The sequence below is a fragment of the Bacillus sp. FSL R5-0397 genome, from assembly GCF_038593395.1.
GTDB classification, from domain to species: domain Bacteria; phylum Bacillota; class Bacilli; order Bacillales; family Bacillaceae; genus Bacillus; species Bacillus altitudinis.
Window position 1 is genome coordinate 3,326,628 of sequence record NZ_CP151992.1, and the last position, 18,705, is coordinate 3,345,332.

Sequence of the window (18,705 nt, forward strand, 5' to 3'; positions counted from 1 at the left end):
CTATGCGTTATCGATTTGGTTATGTATCCAACGCCGTCACTTTATGGGAAGCTTCACCTGCCAAGTCGCTGACCTTTGCAAGATACAGTAAGCTCTCAAAGGAAGTGAGGACAGAGGCTCTATTGCGAACGACGAAAGCCAACCTCGTCAATACATTAAGAACGCTTTATTTTGCGATTGCCCATGATATTCCGCTTTACCGTTTTTCAAGTTCGATTGTCCCGCTCGCCACCCATCCTGAGGTGCGGTGGGACTTTGTGACACCCTTTCGCAAAGAATTTCTAGAGATTGGTCAACTCGTAAAGCGGCACGGATTACGAGTGAGCTTTCACCCCAATCAATTTACTTTGTTCACAAGTCCAAAGCCATCCATTACAGAAAACGCCGTCATTGATATGACCTATCATTATGAAATGCTTGAGGCCATGAAGCTTGAAAAGGAAGGCTATATGAACATTCATGTCGGAGGTGCATATGGCGACAAGGCATCTGCTTTACAGCGTTTTGATGAAAATATAAAGCAGCTTCCTGCACATATCAAGGCGAGAATGACGCTTGAAAATGATGACAAAACCTATACGTCATTAGAAACGCTTGATGTTTGTGAAAAGCATGTCATCCCGTTTGTATTTGATTACCACCATCACATTGCAAACAAAGATGATGGTGCGGCAATTGATGACATTCTGCCAAGAGTGTTTGACACGTGGGCAAACACTGGCATACCGCCTAAAATCCACTTATCCTCACCAAAATCAGAAAAGGCGATACGAAGCCATGCGGATGGAGTGGAGATGTCCTTTGTATTGCCACTTTTTCAAGCTTTAAAGTCGTATGGTCGTGATGTGGATTTTATGATTGAGGCAAAGAAAAAGGATCAGGCCTTGCTCCGCCTTGTTGAAGAACTGTCAGCGATCAGAGGCAATCGGCGGACGGGCGGAGGCACCATTGAGTGGAAATCGTAGAGAAAGGTTTACCTCTATCACAACGGGGGTAACAAAGCTATTGTGAGAAAGTATTTAACAGGAGGATATGAAGATGTCACAAATCTATTCAATCCGAATTGCTGCGAAAGCATTGAATTTACATAAGCTTATTTCTCTATACGAAAAGTGTCAGCACGCTCAGCATCGTTTATATGTATATTCTAAAAAAACAATGTGCAACATTAAGAACATCGTAGAGCTAGAAACCTTTAGGCTTACTCATTTAGAATCAGACTATTTAATCGTGGTAGAAGGAAAAGAGGCACAAGACCTTCTTCAACCATTTGAAAAAGAGAATGCTTCATAAAGAAAGGCAGCCTTAGGCTGACAAAGGGATAAAATGAACCTTATTTTATCCCTTTGTCTTCTTTTCAGCGTAGTTGAAAACCTTTGCAGTCTAGGAAGGACGAGTACCGGCGCGGAGCGAATGTCACATTCGTGAGCACCGGCACGCAGGACTGACACCGAATGCGAGGGTTTGTCTACACGCTGGGGCAGTCTTAGGGCTGCTCTTTTTCTTATATCCATGCTTCTGTCAGCCAAACCTCGCGTGACGTTGCATTCATTTTTACTTGTGTACCGATTGGCATCGTGAGCATCGGATGCGTATGGGCACTGTCAAATTCCGCGATGAGCGGCCTCTTTGTATCTCCCAGTACTTCAAGTAAAAGATCGTGCGGCCTTTTGCCCGTTCCTTCATCATCAAACAGCTCATGTTTCCCTAAGAGGATACCAGATACCCGTTCAAACACACCATTTATCTTTAACAGAGAGAAGTTCTTTTCGACGGTGGAGGCGGTTTTCATACAATCTTCAATGAGAAGGATATCGCCTTTTTGGATTTGAGGCATGAATTCACTTCCCCATATGCCATACATGGCATTTAGGTTCCCGCCGATCAGTCTGCCTTCTGCCTGCCCTTCAATGACGCACATCCAATCGTTTGGACGTTTTTCTTTTTCTCGTATTTTCTCTTCCCAGTTGATCCGTTCGTCCGTCCAGAAGGGCGGCTTTTTCACCTGATATGGGATGGGCTGCGGATGAATGAGAATGTCCTCGAAAGATTGATATGTATGATTAACAAATGGTTCAAACTCTCCAAAAGACGGCACAAGTGCAGGCCCGTAAAAAACAGGCAGACCCGTTTTTTCATAAGCCGCTAAAAGAATCGCCGTCGCATCTGAATAACCAATCATGATTTTCGGATGCTTCTTCAGCAGCTCAAAATCAAGATAAGGCAGCAAACTATTCGAGTTCGTCCCCCCAATCATCGACATGATACAGGACAAATCTTCTCTCGCCATCAGCTCATTCAACTCAGCTGCTCGTTCTTGAATCGTTCCCGAACGATAGTGATCCTCTTTCCCTGTTAATGATCCTGGTACTACAATGAATCCTTTTTGTTCAAGCCATTCCTTCGCCCGCTCATACCTAAGAGGCGAGGTGGCAGATGCCGGACTTGAGGGAGAATAAATACCTATTTTATCGCCCTTCTGTAAATGCCGAAGCCCCTTCATTCCATCAGATCCTTCCTACACGAGTTTTTACTATCCTAGCAAAAAAAGCCCTTTTTCAAAAGGGCCTCGATTTAAAAATAAAGTACACTTCAATTTAACAGCTTAAACAGGCCAAATATGATGACAGTAAAACTGATGACCAGCGTCGCAAATATCTCAATACGAAAAAGAGCCCAGCTTAATAACTGGACTCATTCAATCACTTCTCGTCAATGACCAAACTGCGCTTCATGCAGTCTACTATAGACGCCGCCCATTTGGATTAAGTCTTGATGGCGGCCTTGTTCTTCAATGCCTTCCTCTGTCACGACGATAATTCGGTCTGCATGTTTAATTGTCGCAAGGCGGTGAGCAATGACGAGTGTCGTCCGGCCGACTGCCAGTTCGCTTAGTGCGTCTTGGATCGCTTTTTCTGTTTCTGTATCAAGTGCTGACGTCGCTTCATCCAAAATAAGAATAGACGGGTTTTTCAAAAACATCCGTGCAATTGACAGGCGTTGCTTTTGACCGCCGGATAGCTTAACGCCGCGTTCACCAATGACCGTATTCAACCCTTCTGGGAAACGCTGAACGAGCTCCTCTAAATGGGCACGTCGCACCGCCTCCCAAATGTCTGCATCACTCGCTTCTAGGTTGCCGTACGCAATATTCTCACGAATGGTGCCTGAGAATAAAAAGACATCCTGCTGCACAATGCCAATCTGCTGTCTTAAAGAGGACAAAGTCATCGATTTTGTGCTCACACCATCAATGGTGATGTCTCCTTCGTCCACATCATAAAAACGAGGCAGCAGACTGCAAATGGTCGATTTCCCCGCTCCTGATGGCCCGACAAACGCAACAGTTTCCCCTTGTTTGATCTTTAAGTTGATATCCTTCAATACATGACTATGCTCATCGTAGCCAAATGTCACGTTTCGATACTCAATTTCACCTTTCAAGCCGTAAATATCACGTGCTCCTTCTGTATCCTTCACATCTGGCTCTGTTTCAAGCAAATCGACATAGCTTTTAAAACCGGCAATGCCTTTTGGATACATTTCAATCACCGTGTTGATCTTATCAATGGGTCTGAATAACACATTTGTGATCAAGACAAAGGCGATAAATCCGCCTGCCGTTAATTGACCTTGAAGAACAAACCATGTACCTGCCAGAAGGACAAACAGCGTCACAAGCCTTGTGAGAATATAGCTGATTGATCCGTTAACCGACATAATTTTATAGGAAAGAAGTTTCGCTTTTCGAAAGCGGTTGTTATTTTCAGCAAAGCGCTTTTTCTCGAAATGTTCGTTTGCAAAGGCTTGAACAAGACGAATACCGCCAATATTGTTTTCAACCCTTGCATGAAAATCTCCAATGTCATTGTTGAGTTGTGTAATCGCCTGCGTCATTTTTTTATTAAAATGAAGGGCTAACCAGATGATGACTGGCATAATCAAGAAGGTTAAAATGGCAAGCTGCCAGTTAATCATGAGCATGACGGCAAAGGCGCCAAGAATGGTCATAATCGCAATAAACAAATCTTCCGGTCCATGATGCGCCACCTCTCCAATGTACATAAGGTCATTTGTCATCCGTGACATGAGTTTGCCTGTTTTGTTGTTATCGAAAAATTTGAAGGACAGACGCTGAAAATGATCAAACAGCTTCTTCCTCATATCTGTTTCAATATTGATGCCAAGCATGTGCCCCCAGTACGACACAATAAATTGCATCACTGAGCTGAGTGCGTAAATGACAAACAGCGCAAGTGCGGTCCAGGCAATGACCGTCCAGTTCCCTGTTGGTAATAATGTATCAATGAAGTAGTTCACGATGAGCGGGAAACCTAGTTCCATGAGTCCGACGGCCACAGCACAAAAGAAATCTAAAAAGAACAGACCGCGATAGGGCCTGTAATAGGCAAAAAAGCGTTTTAGCATATGTAAAAGAACCTCACTTCCTCTATAATTGATAATCATTTTCAATTATAGAGGAATCATTATCGAAATACTAGATCAGGAAATGATTTCTTTCCCTGGAAACCCTCACAATACACCTGAAAACAATCGCGCAAACGATTCCTTTAAACGTTCCTTTAAGCCCCTTTTATAAAAATGAACTGGCCCCATTTGCTCACATTCTTTCATATCTTCCTCATAATGAGCCATCAATTGCTCGATCGGTTTCTTTGCCGCTGTAAAGACATTGACCTCAAAATTGAGTTGGAAGCTTCTCATATCAACATTGGCCGTTCCGACAGAGGCAAGTTCTCCATCTGCAATCATGACCTTTTGATGCATGAACCCTTTTTGATAGTGATACACCTTGATGCCCTCTTTCAAAAGCTCAGAAAAATAAGATCGTGTGGCGTATTGCGTGAGAAATCCATCATTAATCTCAGGCACCATCACACGCACATCCACCCCTCTTGTCGCCGCAATTTTTAACGCTGTGCGAATGGATTCATTTGGGACAAAATAAGGCGTCGCAATCCAGACAAATTGCTGTGCATTCGAAATGAGTGCGTCATATAAATCACTCATACTTTCCTTCATATCAGGTCCAGTCGGCACGACCTGAATGACATCTTCTCCTGTCACAGGATGCGGGGTGTGATACTTCGGATCATCAATTAACACTTCATCTGATACATACTCCCAGTCCAGCATAAATATGGAGTGAAGTGTCTGAACGGCTTCACCCTTTAACATCGTATGCGTATCACGCCAAAAGCCGATGTTTTCATCGCGTCCTACATATTCCTTCCCGACATTGAGCCCGCCAACAAATCCTGTTTCTCCATCAATAATCACGATTTTTCGGTGATTTCGGAAATTGAATTTTTGATTAAAGAATCCGTATTTTAATGGCAGAAAAGGAGCGACCTTTATCCCCGCCTGCTTCAATCGTTTAATATCTTTTCGTGAGAAGCGAATGCTGCCAGCCGCATCATAGATGAATCGAACCTCTACTCCTTCTTTCACTTTTTCAATCAGGATCTCCATCATCCGGTGACCGAGGAAATCAGATTTGAACATGTAATATTCTATATGGATGAACGTTTTTGCCTTTTTTAATTCTTCAAAAATACGAGGAAAGGTTTCCTCTCCATTCTTTAAAATCTCCATATCACTATTTGTATTTACATGCATCCCTGTCGCTTTTTCTGTGTAATGAAAAAAAGCACGCTGATTATCGGTTAAACGCGTCTCATCCGGCTTACTCTCAAGCTCTGATATTCTGCGTAATTTTTCTCGGTTATACATTCTCTTTGATTTAAACAAATGTCCTTTGACATAAAGCTGCCCCGAGAACAAATAAAACATATAGCCGATGATCGGGAAAAAGATCAGTACATACATCCATAACAGCGTGTGCTGTGATGTCCGGTTCTCTAGCATGAGCGAAATAATACTAAATAAAATGATGGCGATGTAACTAGCTGCGTAAAGCTGAAAACCCCACGCCGGCACTGGCCACCAAAACACCACATATGCCCCAAATATCATGAAATATAAAAATAGAAATTCCAGTCTCCTCTTTTTCACATTCTCCGCCCTCATTCTGTCTTTTTCTTTTCCATACCCTTTGCACAGCTCGTCTGAAACGCACGGTTTGCTGCTTTCTTTTAGCTTTTACAGACTGGAGCGTTTTGATCCGATATAATGGAAAATATGTGAAGGAAAGGACGAATGACTTATGCGTACACCATCTGCTTTAAAAAAGGGAAGCCACATTCGGGTAATTGCTCCAAGCCGAAGTGCCAGCATTTTATCAGAAGAAGGAATAGCTCAGGCGAAAAAACGTTTAGAGGCATTAGGGTTCACTGTTTCTTTTGGACAACACGTGTTTGAATGTGATCTGCATTCCTCTTCTTCTATTGAACACCGTTTATCTGATCTACATGAGGCATTCTCAAATGATGAAGTCGACGGCATTTTGACAGCAATCGGCGGCTTTAACTGCAATGAGCTTTTGCCTTATATAGATTATGATTTGATTCGTCAGCACCCAAAAGTTCTTTGCGGCTACAGTGATATTACCGCACTTGCAAACGCCATTACCGCCAAATGTGACATGGTGACGTACTCAGGTCCACATTTCTCCAGTTTCCAAATGGAACAAGGACAAGAGGAACAGACAGCCATGTTTCAAGCGTGCGTGATGAGCAGCGAGCCATTTGATGTCACCCCTTCTACAAAGTGGAGTGATGATGCGTGGTATCTTGATCAAGCAAATAGGCAGTTTCATCCGACAACATGGGGGATTTATCAGGAAGGAACAGCTGAAGGCACCTTGTATGGCGGAAATCTTTGTACACTGAACTTACTGCAAGGGACACCCTTTATGCCTCGCATCAAGGATGCCATCTTATTTGTAGAAGATGATGACTTGGTCTTTCCTGAAATGTTCGCCAGAGACCTTGCCTCGCTCTTGCAGCATGCCGAATCCATTAAAGGGTTAATCATCGGACGTTTTCAAAAGAAATCCAAGATGACAGAGGAACATTTGAGGTTCATTCTAGATAAGCACCCAATGCTTCAACACATTCCAGTGATTTACGATGTCGATATCGGACATACACAGCCGGTCTTCACCTTGCCGATTGGCGGGAGTGCCGAGCTCTCCTGCGACGGCGGACAAATACAATGGCGTGTTCATGCATAAATAAAACCTAAAAAGCACCAACATATGGGGGTGCTTTTTCTATGCCTTTATTTCTTTTTAAAATTTTTTTAGAAAAAGTGATCCAACCCTTCATCCCCTTCGTTAAGTAGATGTAAAAAGAAAAGAGAGGAGGCAAAAACATGTTCTCTGATGTACTTAGCCAATTATTCGATTCTATCTCTAACATTATTAATACACTTGGATAATCCCATTAACGCACACATACTACATGCTTGCCGAAGGGAGGATACAAACTATGTTTTCTGATGTACTTAGCCAATTATTCGATTCTATCTCTAACATTATTAATACACTTGGATAATTCCATTAACGCACACATACTACATGCTTGCCGAAGGGAGGATACAAACTATGTTTTCTGATGTACTTAGCCAATTATTTGATTCTATTTCTAACATTATTAACACACTTGGGTAATTCCTATGACACGCACATACTACATGCTTTCTGAAAGGAGGATATGCTCTATGTTCTCTGATGTACTTAGCCAATTATTTGATTCTATTTCTAACATCATTAATACGCTTGGTTAATTTTTCAAAACCCGCTATCTCTCGAGAATAGCGGGTTTTTTATATAAAGAAGCCCCGCTCATAAAATAGAGCGGGGCTTTTTGCATTACATTTTTTCCGGTGCAGATACGCCAATGAGTTTTAATGCATTCGCAAGCGTGATTTGTGTTGCTTTCATGAGCGATAGACGTGCTGTTGTTTTTGTTTCATTTTCAACATCAATGACCTTTTCGGCATTGTAGAAGCTGTGAAGGGCTGATGCTAGATCATAGATATAGTTTGTGACGCGGTGCGGAATACGTTTTTCTGCTGCTTCAGCTACAACCTCTGGGAAGCTACCGATGATTTTCAGAAGATCGTATTCTTTATCGGACTGAATGTGAGAGAAATCTGCTTTTTCAAGGTTTGGCTCGTAGCCTTTTTCTTCCCCTTGACGGAGCATGCTGCAAATTCTCGCATGTGCATATTGTGCATAGTACACAGGGTTTTCGTTAGACGTAGAAATCGCTAAGTCTAGGTCAAAGTCCATATGTGTCGCCGCACTTCTCATCGCAAAGAAATAACGAGTAGCGTCTAAGCCTACTTCTTCAATCAAGTCACGCATTGTGACGGCTTTACCTGTACGTTTACTCATCTTCATCTTTTCACCGTTTTTGTAAAGGTGAACGAGCTGAATGATTTCGACTTCCAGTTTGTCCGCTGGATATCCGAGTGCTTGGATTGCCGCTTTCATTCGAGGAATGTAGCCGTGATGATCCGCTCCCCAAATGTTGATGAGCTGGTCAAAACCTCTATCCAATTTGTCCTTGTGATATGCGATATCTGGAAGCAAGTACGTAAAGCTGCCATCTTTTTTAATCAGGACACGGTCCTTGTCATCACCAAAATCAGTTGAACGTAACCATGTTGCGCCGTCTTCTTCAAAGACATAGCCTTTAGCGCGAAGTGTTTCTAGCGCTGGTTCGATTTTTCCGTTTTCATATAAAGACGTTTCAGAATACCACACATCAAATGGGACACGGAAATTCTCTAGGTCGACACGTAGTTTTTCTAGTTCATATTTTAAACCGTACTCACGGAAGAATTTCATACGCTCTTCTTCTGATTCATGCACGAAACGGTCACCAAATTCATCCGCAAGTTTCTGCCCGATGCCTTTGATGTCTTCTCCTCGGTAACCGTCCTCTGGCATTTCTTTTTCAAGACCGAGCGCCTCAAAGTAGCGTACTTCTACAGATAGAGCAAGGTTATTGATCTGATTGCCTGCATCGTTGATATAGTATTCACGACTCACGTCGAAGCCTGCTTTATCAAGGATGTTGCAAAGAGAATCTCCTACAGCTGCGCCGCGGGCATGTCCAAGGTGTAGATCCCCTGTTGGGTTTGCCGATACGAACTCAACCTGAACTTTTTGACCGCCGCCTGTATTCGTTTCGCCATAAGCCTCTTTTGCCTCAAGAACAGCTGGAATAAGCTTTGTTAAATATTGATTGTTCATATAAAAGTTGATGAATCCTGGACCTGCGATGTCCAGTTTTTCAATTGACGCTTTGCCTTTGTCAAATGCATTCACAATGTCCTCGGCGATTTGACGAGGTGCTTTTTTCGCAATGCGGGCAAGCTGCATCGCCATATTGGTGGAATAATCACCGTGAGTTTTGTCTTTTGGCACTTCCAAAAGAACATCCGGCACCTGGCTTTCATCAGCAAGTCCTGCTTTGACGACTGCCGCAATGATTTCTTCTTTTAACGCATCTTTGACCTGTTCTGCGATATTCATGAACGTAAATCCTCCTTATATGAAATCGATAATGTATGTAAATGCTTTTGATCTTCACCTGTCAGCATATCGTACGTAATGTGTAGAAGCCCATTGTCTACATCAAGATCAATACCATGTGTGTGCACATCGAGTTGAAGTGTGCCAAATGGCATCGTGTAATGTGTCACGGTCGTTTCTCCAGTGAGAAAGCGCTGCTTCATTTGAATCGCACCTGATCTCATGACAAAAATTTCTTTTTCACTTATTTTGACAACAGTTTTTACTTGACCCATTTCATGTTCTTCATGGTAAGTGAGATACGTTTTGTCATTCTTCTCTTGATACGTTCCAGTTGTTCGGAATTCGATCGTTTCAGCCGGTTCCGTCTCTGGTTTCATCACTGACTTTACATGAATTGAAATTTGGTTTTGTGTCATTTTGCACTTCCTTTGCTAAGACCCGTTTAACTAAAATAGTATACCATAATCCCGATTGCCTATCATCCCATCATTTCTCATCTTCGTGTGGATGAAACCCCATTTTTGATCTTCACATGTCTCTTTAGAATAAAAGAAAAATGAAGCTCACCCCTATCACGAGTCCAGTCTTGAGCCCTGCGCTTTTTCGATTGATGAGATAAAACAGTGCTTGGATGCCTGAACTTGCCAAAAATGCCTGAAAGAAATCAAATGGGAGAAGATGCCCTTGCTTATAAACAAACTGCATCAACAGCGCTATGCCAGTAAGATAGAAAAAGCCTCGATCCTGAAACAGATGAACCATCTCATCCTTTGTCTCTTTTTTCGAGGTGAACGTGGGCGGACTCGCTGCAAGCTCTCTTTTCAGCGTAAGAAAGCCTGCCGCTAACACACATAAAGCGAGTAATACCATCAATACAGAACAAAACACGACCTGCCTCCTTTATCATGTCACCAATGTAAAAAAAGAGCTTGTCCATATGAGATGACAAGCTCCTCTATCAATGTTATTTCACAAAACCAAGCAGCATTTCACGTAAAAGTTTGCTTGCTGTATTCGCCGTTTGATCGGAATGATCATATACAGGCGCTACCTCTACAAGGTCTGCACCGACGACATGCACATCAGAACCAGCAATGGCATGAATAGATGCCAGCAGTTCTTTCGACGTAATACCACCAGCATCTACCGTTCCTGTACCAGGTGCATGAGCTGGGTCGAGTACATCGATGTCAATTGTCACATAAACTGGACGGCCTTTCATCTTTGGCAATACTTGCTTCAATGGCTCGAGCACTTCAAATTTAGAAATGTGCATGCCTGCTTCTTTTGCCCATTCAAATTCTTCTTTCATCCCTGAACGGATGCCGAAAGAGTATACATTTTCAGGTCCAATAAGTCCTGCAACTTTACGAATCGGTGTCGAATGTGAAAGCGGCTCACCCTCATATTCCTCACGAAGATCGGTATGTGCGTCCATATGGATGATTGCCAAATCAGGGTATTTCTTATACATCGCACGGAAAACCGGCCAAGACACAAGATGCTCGCCGCCCATTCCTAACGGAAACTTCCCTTTTTCTAAAATGCTATCGACATACTCTTCAATTAAATCTAAGCTTTTCTGTGCATTGCCAAATGGAAGCGGGATGTCGCCAGCATCAAAGAATGGCACCTCGTGCAGTTCACGATCTAAATAAGGACTGTATTCCTCTAATCCAATGGATACTTCACGAATACGGTTCGGGCCAAAACGAGAACCTGGACGGTAACTGACGGTCCAATCCATCGGCATCCCGTATAAAATGACTTTCGCATCTTCCCATGTCGGATGACTTCCAATAAACACTTTTCCTGAGTAAGCCTCGTCGAATCTCATACAAGATTCCTCCTTTTACGCTTCAAAAAATGCGCAAACGGTCATTTGCGCATTTCCACTTCGCTTGATTTATTTGATTAAGTCGCTCACAAATTTCGGCAGAACGAATGCCGCTTTGTGCAATTCTTTTGTGTAATATTTCGTATCGATATCAAAGAAGCGGCTGTCTTCTACAGCAAGTGGATCATACTTCTTAGAACCGATAGTAAATGTCCAAAGACCGCTTGGATATGTTGGGATATTCGCTGTATATAACTTGGTAATCGGGAAAATTTCTTTTACATCACGCTGTACGTTTGTAATTAACTCAGGTGTGAACCAAGGGTTGTCCGTTTGTGCAACGAAAATACCGTCTTCTTTGAGTGCTTTTGAGATTCCTGCATAGAAACCTTTAGAGAACAGGTTTACAGCTGGTCCAACTGGCTCAGTTGAGTCAACCATGATCACGTCATATTCGTTTTCGGCTTCCGCAATGTGCATAAAGCCGTCTCCGACTTTCACCTCTACACGAGGATCGTCTAGTTTCCCAGCAATTGAAGGAAGGAACTTTTTCGAGTATTCAATGACCTTGCCATCAATATCAACAAGTGTCGCTTTTTTCACACTTGGATGCTTCAGGATTTCACGAATGACACCACCGTCTCCTCCGCCTACGACAAGAACATTTTCCGGGTTTGGATGAGTGAAAAGAGGAACATGTGCCACCATTTCGTGGTATACAAACTCATCTTTCTCTGATGTCATCACCATACCGTCTAAAAACAGCATATTACCAAACTCTTCTGTTTCCACCATTTCTAAATGCTGAAAATCTGTTTGTTCTGTGTGAAGGGTTTTGTTCACCTTCAATGTAATGCCAAAATTCTTCGTTTGCTTCTCTGTATACCAAAGTTCGCTCATCGTTCATCTTCCTCTCATCCAATAATAAACAAACATCTATTGTTAGCGCCTTTTATCGGCTATGACTATATCGATTGTCCAAGAAAAAAGTATAGTGGATTCATATCAAATTGTAAAGAACCGCATGAGATAACTTCATTTTTAAAGCACACCCTTGCAGTCGCCTGTTTAAAACGGTTTTCTTTGTCCCATACTGATAAAAAACCGTCAAAATTGGGGGCTTTGCATGGACACAATCATGAGTAATAAAAAAATCCGCATGACCGTGAAAACGATTCGGGCCTGTTTTTTTATCGGCTTGCTCGCTTTTCTATTTGCTGGCACAGTCTTTTTGACGATTCTTTTACTAGCTAAGTGGCAAGGCGCTCCCTCTGTTCAAGTTCCCCAATCCACGACCATTTATGCAGCCGATGGGTCTAAACTTGGCGAATCGAGCTTTGGAGAAAAGAGATACTGGGTTCCGTTAAAGGACATGTCCCCTCATATACAGCAAGCAGTGGTCGCGATTGAGGATAAAACCTTTTATCAGCATCACGGCTTTGATGTGAAACGAATGGCAGGTGCTGCGGTGGCAGATATTCGTGCAATGGCAAAAGTACAAGGCGCCAGCACGATCACCCAGCAATACGCACGAAATTTATATTTAGATCATGATAAAACATGGAAGCGGAAGTGGAATGAAGCCTTTTACACCATCCGCTTAGAACAAAACTATACAAAAGATGAGATATTGGAAGGATACTTGAACACCATTTATTATGGCCACGGCGCATACGGTGTGGAAGCGGCATCCCGCCTTTACTTTGGGAAAAAAGCGAAGAACTTAACTTTAGCTGAGTCTGCCTTGCTTGCCGGTATTCCAAAGGGTCCTTCTCTCTACTCCCCTTATGTGAATGAGGAGAAAGCCAGCGCAAGAAAGAATATGATTCTGAGGCAAATGCAAGAGGATGGCATGATTACGAAAAAAGCGGCTGCTGATGCCAGCAAGGAAAAGCTGTCCTATCGCCCGCTCAAACAAAAGCAGCTGCAAGCAAAGCAGGCCCCGTATTTTTATGATGATGTGATTCGCGAACTGAAACAAACACTGGGCTTAACCGAGGAACAAATTGAAACGTATGGTCTTCATATCGAAACGACATTACAACCTGAATTACAAAAAATCGCTGAAAAGACTTTAACCAACATCATGGATTCTGAATCAGGTATCCAAATTGGCTTTACCGCCATTCATCCCCAGACAGGTCATGTGCTTGCCCTCATAGGCGGGAGAGATTACGAGAAAAGCCCATTCAATCGTGTCACACAAGCGAAAAGACAGCCCGGTTCAACAATGAAACCGCTTCTCTATTACATGGCCTTACAAAATGGGTTTACACCAGCAACCGTGATGCGCAGTGAAGAAACTGTTTTTGAACTGGATGATCAAGGAAGCGGCGCCGCTTATTCACCAAGCAACTATCACGGCTATTATGCCAATGACAGCATTACGATGCTTCAGGCTTTGGCTCTATCTGATAACATTTATGCGGTCAAAACCCATCTATTTTTAGGAATGGAACAGCTTGTACGTGCAGGTAAAACGTTCGGGATTCACGAAAAACTAGATCAAGTGCCTTCACTTGCGCTAGGTACTTCACCTGTCAAACCAATCGAAATGACCAATGCTTACGCGATGCTGGTCAATGGAGGAAAACGCGTCAAGCCAACCTTTATTACGAAAGTAACGGACGCAAAGGGCAACGTGCTCTTTGAGGAGAAACAAAAACGAGAGCAAGTACTAGATGAAAAAGCAGCATTTGTCACCACTGACATGATGTCAGGGATGTTCAATCATCAATTAAATGGCTATACAAGTGTCACAGGTCGTACCATTTCAAAAGATCTTACCAGAACGTATGGAGGGAAATCGGGGACGACAGGTGCTGACAGCTGGATGATCGGCTTCTCTCCCCAGCTCGTCACAGGTGTGTGGACCGGCTACGATAAAGGACGCACCATTGACTCGGTCAAAGAAACCGCCTATGCGAAAAAGATATGGGCTTCCTTTATGGAATCAGCCCTCTCAAACCAGCCAGCCTCCTCCTTCATGCCGCCAGACGGTGTAAAAGGCGTATATATCAATCCAAAAACCGGTGATCTCGCAGGCCCAGGATGCGAATCAAAGGTATTTACCTATTTTATAGAAGGAACGGAGCCGACCGGTGTCTGCTATGGTGCCGAGAACAAAGCTTCTGATCAAGACAAAGCTCAAGATCAACAGCCTAAGAAATGGTGGGAAAAGTGGCTGAAACGTTAAAAATGGACATGAAAAACCCCGAGATCTGCATCTCGGGATTCTCCATGTCCTAGCTTTAACACCAGTTTACTGAAAAAACGCTTGGAATTGGTATCCATTCATCATTCTTCACAAAAATTTCACAATTACTCAGGAACAGCCAATCCTTCTTTTAATTCATCTGTGGATGCTTCCCATAACGCTTCATTGTGACTCTTCAAGAAATCAGCGAGCACCTTTTTCGAACCATCATCCATATGACTGACAACGATTTTACGCTTCATGGATTTATCCATTAAATTCACATGCTCAGGAAGTGACTTATATCCTCTGCGGATCGAGCGGTCAACTGTCATTTCACAAGCTGTGACTCCTGCATAATATGGCCCCTCTTCTCTTCGGTCAATCGTCACCCATACGAGCCAATACGGTTTTCCGTTAGGTACCTCTTCTTTGGTTTTTAAAAATTTAATTCCTTTTTCGACGGCACTTCTTGCATGCATCGCACCAATATCAATGACGGCTTCCTTTTCCTCCACATCAATGATCACCGGCGAGATATTATCAAGGCTGAGGGCACCTGCACCAAAGCCTCCATGCCCATCCGTTGCATCTGTTTTTTTAATGATATTAAAACCAATTGGTTTCTTCTTTTTACCTTCCATTCATTAGACCTCCTAAAGCAGCGGCTTCAAAATAAGATTAAACCAGTATATGATTTGATCCCGCATTCCGATCAATGGAACAAAAACAAACTGACCTAGCGGTGTGATGACGAAGATGAGGAAAATGATGATCCCATACTGTTCAAATTGCGTCATCTTTGCACGGATGCCGGGACTGACAACATCCTCAATAATACGATATCCGTCCAGTGGCGGAATCGGTAATAAGTTAAATAGGAACAAAATCACGTTCAAGTTAATAAAGATTTGGAAGAAATAATCGACCCCCGGCTCAAAGCGCATGAGCGACTCCCCGCCAAATTTCTGAAGAAGCGCATACACACAAAAGCCCAAAAATGCCAAAACCAAATTGCTTAAAGGTCCTGCGATCGACACACATATCCCTGCGAGACGTGGGTTTTTGAAATGGTACCGATTCACAGGTACAGGCCTCGCCCAGCCAAACCCAGCCACAAAGATCAAGATCGTCCCGAAAATATCAAGGTGCTTCAATGGATTGAGCGTCAGTCTGCCTTGATTTTTAGCTGTCGGATCTCCAAAACGATACGCAACATATGCATGCGCCAGCTCGTGCATCGTAAAAGCCACAACAAGCGTAATGGCGACATATGGAATCAGTTCTAATGGGTAAACAAGAAATTGGTCCAAAGGCATGAATCCCTCTTTCTTTCTATACAATGATTTACTTCATTCAGTATACTATAAGAAGTCCCTTAAACTAAAGGGAAGCGTAGCACTACAGGAAAAAGGAGGTTGCCATCATGCCGATTATCACCGTTCAAATGCTTGAAGGAAGAACAGATGAGCAGAAAAGAGCTCTTGTGGAGAAAGTCACAGATGCCGTTGTTGAAACAACAGGCGCAGGTGCAGAGAAAGTCTCTGTCATTATTGAAGAGATGAAAAAAGAACATTATGCTGTAGCAGGAAAGCGACTGAGCGACCTGTAAGCATATAAAAAGGACAAACACTTTTTCGGTGTTTGTCCTTTTGTCTCTTACCTTATCTGTACCAAGCTTTATTACGGTTCACTTGATTTTTATGAGCCGCATCGAAGAAATCGACAGTGTAAGAATAATCATAATTCATTAAGCAGACAATTCCGCTGCCTTGAGGGTCATGCGGCAAACCAAAGTTATGGCCGTATTCATGTGTAGCCGCTTTTGCTGTATTCGCTGTTCCTTGATCAAGGTTGACACTGAATGCACTTCCGCTCGGTGCACTATTGTATACATAAGCGATTCCGCCAGCATCAAAGTTTGGATTTGCTGTAAATCCTGTGACAAAATCGTATCCTCTGCCATCAAAGCTGCGCTGAAGGTTGGAAAGAATTTGTGATGCGTTTGATCCTGAAGACGTCCAAGACCCTACGGCTTGTACGACAAAGTCCACATCATGATCACGGTTAAATGTCACATCCGCTTGCTCAATGATGCTGACAATGCGCGTCTGCCAATCACTATATTTCGCACGATACTGCGCATCAGCTACTGCATAGACGGTCACTTTCTGACTGCCTGTACTAGCTTTTGTTGAAATCGAATCTCCTGTATTTGCTTTAAAGGTTCTAGACCCTACCTGTTTACCAGACTCATCTAAAATCTTTGTTGTCACATCTCTTTCAATAGGAGGTGCCTTCGTCAAATCTTTAAAATCGTTTGCCTTTGGCAACCCTTCACTAATATGTGTTTCAAACGGCGCATGACCATGATCATGCCCATGACCTGCACTTGCAACTGGTGCAGAAGCTGAACTTACCCCCGGTAACAAACTACCTACCAATAAAAATGACAAAAAGACTGAACGCTTTTTCATTCCTATCCCTCCTTTGTTTTTCACAAGGTTATATATTCACTGAAAATTCACCATTTTCCTTCTATTCAGTCAAAAACAGGGAATTGGATATACAGGAAGAAAGTCGAAACATGTCATTTTCACTAATTTTTCGGATATTTTGACACACATTTTATCAAAAAGCAGAACTTTTGATCCGGGACATTCGCTTAGTAAACATCCATCTTTTTCTAAAGTGCTGTTATAGACCTAGCCACACCATATAAAGAAGCAAAAATTGATATTAGAAAAGATAAATTCAGACTTTACTGATACGAATTATACTTCTTTGCGATTCTCCCTTATGATGAAGAACATAAAAACAATGCTATTTCAAAACAGAAGGGACGATCCACATGTCTGAAAAAAAGCACATACAATTTGGATTGATGTTACATGGTCCAGGAGGTCATATGAATGCATGGAAGGATGAATCCGTTCCAGCAGATGCAAGTGTGAACATTGATTATTATCAAGCAATGACAAAAAAGGCAGAAGCAGCGGGTTTCCGTTTTGTCTTTGTCGCAGATGGCTTATATATTCATGAACATTCAATTCCTCATTTCTTGAACCGATTTGAACCATTAACCATCTTATCCGCTCTTGCTGCGGTCACCAAAAAGATTGGACTTGTGGGCACTGTATCCACTTCCTACAGTGAGCCCTTTACCATTGCCCGGCAATTTGCATCCCTAGATAAATTAAGTAAGGGGCGGGCCGGATGGAATGTTGTGACTTCTCCACTTGAAGGCTCTGCTGAAAACCACATCATTCGTCCGCATCCTAGCCATTCACTTCGGTATGAAATTGCAGAAGAATACCTAAAAGTAGTGAACGGCCTTTGGAGCTCATGGGAAGAAGATGCTTTTTTAAGGGATCGATCAACAGGGGTTTTCTTCGATCGGGATAAACTGCACACATTAAACCATCATGGCAAACACTTTTCTGTCAAAGGTCCTTTGAATATCGAACGATCTGAACAAGGGCAACCGGTGATTTTCCAGGCAGGTGCGTCAGAGGCAGGAAAGGATCTAGCCGCAAAAGAAGCGGACGCAGTATTTACGAATGCAGACTCACTTGAGAAAGCGAAAGCATATTACCGCGACGTGAAAAATAGAGCCGCAGCGCTGGGCAGAAATCCATCTGACATCAAAATTTTCCCCGGTATCCACCCGATTACAGGGCGAACAGTCGAAGAAGCAGAAGAAAAATATGAAGCCATTCAACATCTGGTCTCTATTGAAGAAGCCCTTCACTACCTGGGCAGGTTCTTTGATCACTTGGACTTCAGTCAATTTCCACTTGATGAGCCATTTCCTGATATCGGTGATGCCGGTTCAAACAGCTTTCAATCCACAACTGAATCGATTAAAAAAATGGCGAAAGAACAAAGCTTGACCTTAAGAGAAGTCGCTCTACGAGTAACCACTCCCAAAAGTGCTTTTTTCGGTACTTATGAACAAGTGGCAGACCAGCTGATCCAATGGATCGAAGAAGATGCCGCAGATGGATTTATTTTTGGCGCGCCTATTTTAGCAAGCGGTTTATCTGAATGGACGGAGCATGTCATCCCGATATTAGTAGAAAGAGGATATTACGACCCGAATTATCCAGCTCATACCCTTCGTGAAAATTTGGGTCTGCCTATCAAGAAGAATCAGTTTCTCAAACAAACAGTGAAATAAACATGAAAAGAGGGGTTAGC

The 18,705-nt window shown here is 42.8% G+C and carries 17 protein-coding genes; 6 read left to right on the forward strand and 11 right to left on the reverse strand.

The genetic code is table 11. From position 1 onward, the window contains the following. Positions 1-2 precede the first annotated feature (2 nt). Positions 3-965 (forward strand): UV DNA damage repair endonuclease UvsE, encoded by a 963-nt coding sequence (uvsE, locus tag NSQ70_RS17080; RefSeq protein WP_342502295.1) that lies wholly within the window; start codon positions 3-5, stop codon positions 963-965. A 73-nt stretch (positions 966-1,038) separates the two neighbouring features. Then, positions 1,039-1,293, forward strand: a complete 255-nt coding sequence (locus NSQ70_RS17085; protein ID WP_008343494.1) for a hypothetical protein — start codon at positions 1,039-1,041, stop codon at positions 1,291-1,293. A 211-nt stretch (positions 1,294-1,504) separates the two neighbouring features. Here NSQ70_RS17085 and NSQ70_RS17090 read toward each other — a convergent pair whose 3' ends face one another. The 3 genes from NSQ70_RS17090 to cls form a co-directional block, all read right to left on the reverse strand. After that, on the reverse strand, positions 1,505-2,503 hold the full coding sequence (locus NSQ70_RS17090; protein WP_268357034.1) for a S66 peptidase family protein: 999 nt from the start codon (positions 2,501-2,503) through the stop codon (positions 1,505-1,507). Between the two features lie 209 nt (positions 2,504-2,712). Beyond that, positions 2,713-4,428: an ABC transporter ATP-binding protein gene (locus NSQ70_RS17095; RefSeq protein WP_041091393.1), complete on the reverse strand. Its 1,716-nt coding sequence runs from the start codon at positions 4,426-4,428 to the stop codon at positions 2,713-2,715. 105 nt (positions 4,429-4,533) lie between these two features. Then, positions 4,534-6,036 carry a cardiolipin synthase gene (gene cls, locus NSQ70_RS17100; protein WP_025208143.1) on the reverse strand — a complete coding sequence of 501 codons (1,503 nt, stop codon included), beginning with the start codon at positions 6,034-6,036 and terminating at the stop codon, positions 4,534-4,536. Positions 6,037-6,187: 151 nt separating this feature from the next. Between cls and NSQ70_RS17105 the strand changes: the two genes are divergently transcribed. After that, entirely contained in the window at positions 6,188-7,156 is a 969-nt protein-coding gene (locus NSQ70_RS17105) for a S66 peptidase family protein (RefSeq protein WP_342502296.1), read from the forward strand. A gap of 639 nt (positions 7,157-7,795) precedes the next feature. On the opposite strand, the gene argS is transcribed toward NSQ70_RS17105, so the two are convergent. The 5 genes from argS to speE form a co-directional block, all read right to left on the reverse strand. Next, the gene (gene argS / locus NSQ70_RS17110; RefSeq protein WP_008343507.1) at positions 7,796-9,469 is read right to left on the reverse strand and encodes an arginine--tRNA ligase; all 1,674 of its coding nucleotides are present in this window, start codon (positions 9,467-9,469) and stop codon (positions 7,796-7,798) included. After that, on the reverse strand, positions 9,466-9,888 hold the full coding sequence (locus tag NSQ70_RS17115; protein WP_008343509.1) for a DUF1934 family protein: 423 nt from the start codon (positions 9,886-9,888) through the stop codon (positions 9,466-9,468). Before NSQ70_RS17115 ends, argS begins: the two co-directional genes overlap by 4 nt. Before the next feature lie 124 nt (positions 9,889-10,012). Beyond that, positions 10,013-10,360: a hypothetical protein gene (locus NSQ70_RS17120; RefSeq protein WP_342502297.1), complete on the reverse strand. Its 348-nt coding sequence runs from the start codon at positions 10,358-10,360 to the stop codon at positions 10,013-10,015. 76 nt (positions 10,361-10,436) lie between these two features. Continuing rightward, positions 10,437-11,309, reverse strand: a complete 873-nt coding sequence (gene speB, locus NSQ70_RS17125; RefSeq protein ID WP_342502298.1) for an agmatinase — start codon at positions 11,307-11,309, stop codon at positions 10,437-10,439. A 69-nt stretch (positions 11,310-11,378) separates the two neighbouring features. Continuing rightward, positions 11,379-12,209 (reverse strand): spermidine synthase, encoded by an 831-nt coding sequence (gene speE, locus NSQ70_RS17130; RefSeq protein WP_058337041.1) that lies wholly within the window; start codon positions 12,207-12,209, stop codon positions 11,379-11,381. 226 nt (positions 12,210-12,435) lie between these two features. On the opposite strand from speE, the gene NSQ70_RS17135 reads away from it, so the two are divergent. Continuing rightward, on the forward strand, positions 12,436-14,505 hold the full coding sequence (locus NSQ70_RS17135) for a transglycosylase domain-containing protein (RefSeq protein WP_342502299.1): 2,070 nt from the start codon (positions 12,436-12,438) through the stop codon (positions 14,503-14,505). A gap of 125 nt (positions 14,506-14,630) precedes the next feature. Here NSQ70_RS17135 and NSQ70_RS17140 read toward each other — a convergent pair whose 3' ends face one another. Further along, positions 14,631-15,149, reverse strand: a complete 519-nt coding sequence (locus tag NSQ70_RS17140) for a YwhD family protein (RefSeq protein ID WP_007497712.1) — start codon at positions 15,147-15,149, stop codon at positions 14,631-14,633. A 12-nt stretch (positions 15,150-15,161) separates the two neighbouring features. Beyond that, a complete protein-coding gene (locus NSQ70_RS17145; RefSeq protein ID WP_034738184.1) occupies positions 15,162-15,824 on the reverse strand; it encodes a site-2 protease family protein in 663 nt (220 codons plus the stop codon). Positions 15,825-15,931: 107 nt separating this feature from the next. On the opposite strand from NSQ70_RS17145, the gene NSQ70_RS17150 reads away from it, so the two are divergent. Continuing rightward, positions 15,932-16,117 (forward strand): 2-hydroxymuconate tautomerase, encoded by a 186-nt coding sequence (locus tag NSQ70_RS17150; protein ID WP_342502300.1) that lies wholly within the window; start codon positions 15,932-15,934, stop codon positions 16,115-16,117. Between the two features lie 52 nt (positions 16,118-16,169). Here the strand turns inward: NSQ70_RS17150 and NSQ70_RS17155 are convergent, their stop codons facing one another. Beyond that, the gene (locus NSQ70_RS17155; RefSeq protein WP_039165240.1) at positions 16,170-16,982 is read right to left on the reverse strand and encodes a zinc-dependent metalloprotease; all 813 of its coding nucleotides are present in this window, start codon (positions 16,980-16,982) and stop codon (positions 16,170-16,172) included. 374 nt (positions 16,983-17,356) lie between these two features. Here NSQ70_RS17155 and NSQ70_RS17160 point away from each other — a divergent pair, with 374 nt between their 5' ends. Continuing rightward, the gene (locus NSQ70_RS17160; protein ID WP_144679086.1) at positions 17,357-18,685 is read left to right on the forward strand and encodes an LLM class flavin-dependent oxidoreductase; all 1,329 of its coding nucleotides are present in this window, start codon (positions 17,357-17,359) and stop codon (positions 18,683-18,685) included. Positions 18,686-18,705: the final 20 nt, after the last annotated feature.

Excerpts from the sequence above, each read along its gene's own strand:
- NSQ70_RS17140 (WP_007497712.1), bottom strand. The coding sequence starts at position 15,149 with ATGGAAGGTAAAAAGAAGAAACCAATTGGTTTTAATATCATTAAAAAA.
- NSQ70_RS17145 (WP_034738184.1), bottom strand. The coding sequence starts at position 15,824 with ATGCCTTTGGACCAATTTCTTGTTTACCCATTAGAACTGATTCCATAT.
- uvsE (WP_342502295.1), top strand. The coding sequence starts at position 3 with ATGCGTTATCGATTTGGTTATGTATCCAACGCCGTCACTTTATGGGAA.
- NSQ70_RS17090 (WP_268357034.1), bottom strand. The coding sequence starts at position 2,503 with ATGAAGGGGCTTCGGCATTTACAGAAGGGCGATAAAATAGGTATTTAT.
- NSQ70_RS17105 (WP_342502296.1), top strand. The coding sequence starts at position 6,188 with ATGCGTACACCATCTGCTTTAAAAAAGGGAAGCCACATTCGGGTAATT.
- NSQ70_RS17150 (WP_342502300.1), top strand. The coding sequence starts at position 15,932 with ATGCCGATTATCACCGTTCAAATGCTTGAAGGAAGAACAGATGAGCAG.
- NSQ70_RS17155 (WP_039165240.1), bottom strand. The coding sequence starts at position 16,982 with ATGAAAAAGCGTTCAGTCTTTTTGTCATTTTTATTGGTAGGTAGTTTG.
- NSQ70_RS17160 (WP_144679086.1), top strand. The coding sequence starts at position 17,357 with ATGTCTGAAAAAAAGCACATACAATTTGGATTGATGTTACATGGTCCA.
- NSQ70_RS17115 (WP_008343509.1), bottom strand. The coding sequence starts at position 9,888 with ATGACACAAAACCAAATTTCAATTCATGTAAAGTCAGTGATGAAACCA.
- NSQ70_RS17135 (WP_342502299.1), top strand. The coding sequence starts at position 12,436 with ATGGACACAATCATGAGTAATAAAAAAATCCGCATGACCGTGAAAACG.
- NSQ70_RS17095 (WP_041091393.1), bottom strand. The coding sequence starts at position 4,428 with ATGCTAAAACGCTTTTTTGCCTATTACAGGCCCTATCGCGGTCTGTTC.
- speE (WP_058337041.1), bottom strand. The coding sequence starts at position 12,209 with ATGAGCGAACTTTGGTATACAGAGAAGCAAACGAAGAATTTTGGCATT.
- argS (WP_008343507.1), bottom strand. The coding sequence starts at position 9,469 with ATGAATATCGCAGAACAGGTCAAAGATGCGTTAAAAGAAGAAATCATT.
- speB (WP_342502298.1), bottom strand. The coding sequence starts at position 11,309 with ATGAGATTCGACGAGGCTTACTCAGGAAAAGTGTTTATTGGAAGTCAT.
- NSQ70_RS17085 (WP_008343494.1), top strand. The coding sequence starts at position 1,039 with ATGTCACAAATCTATTCAATCCGAATTGCTGCGAAAGCATTGAATTTA.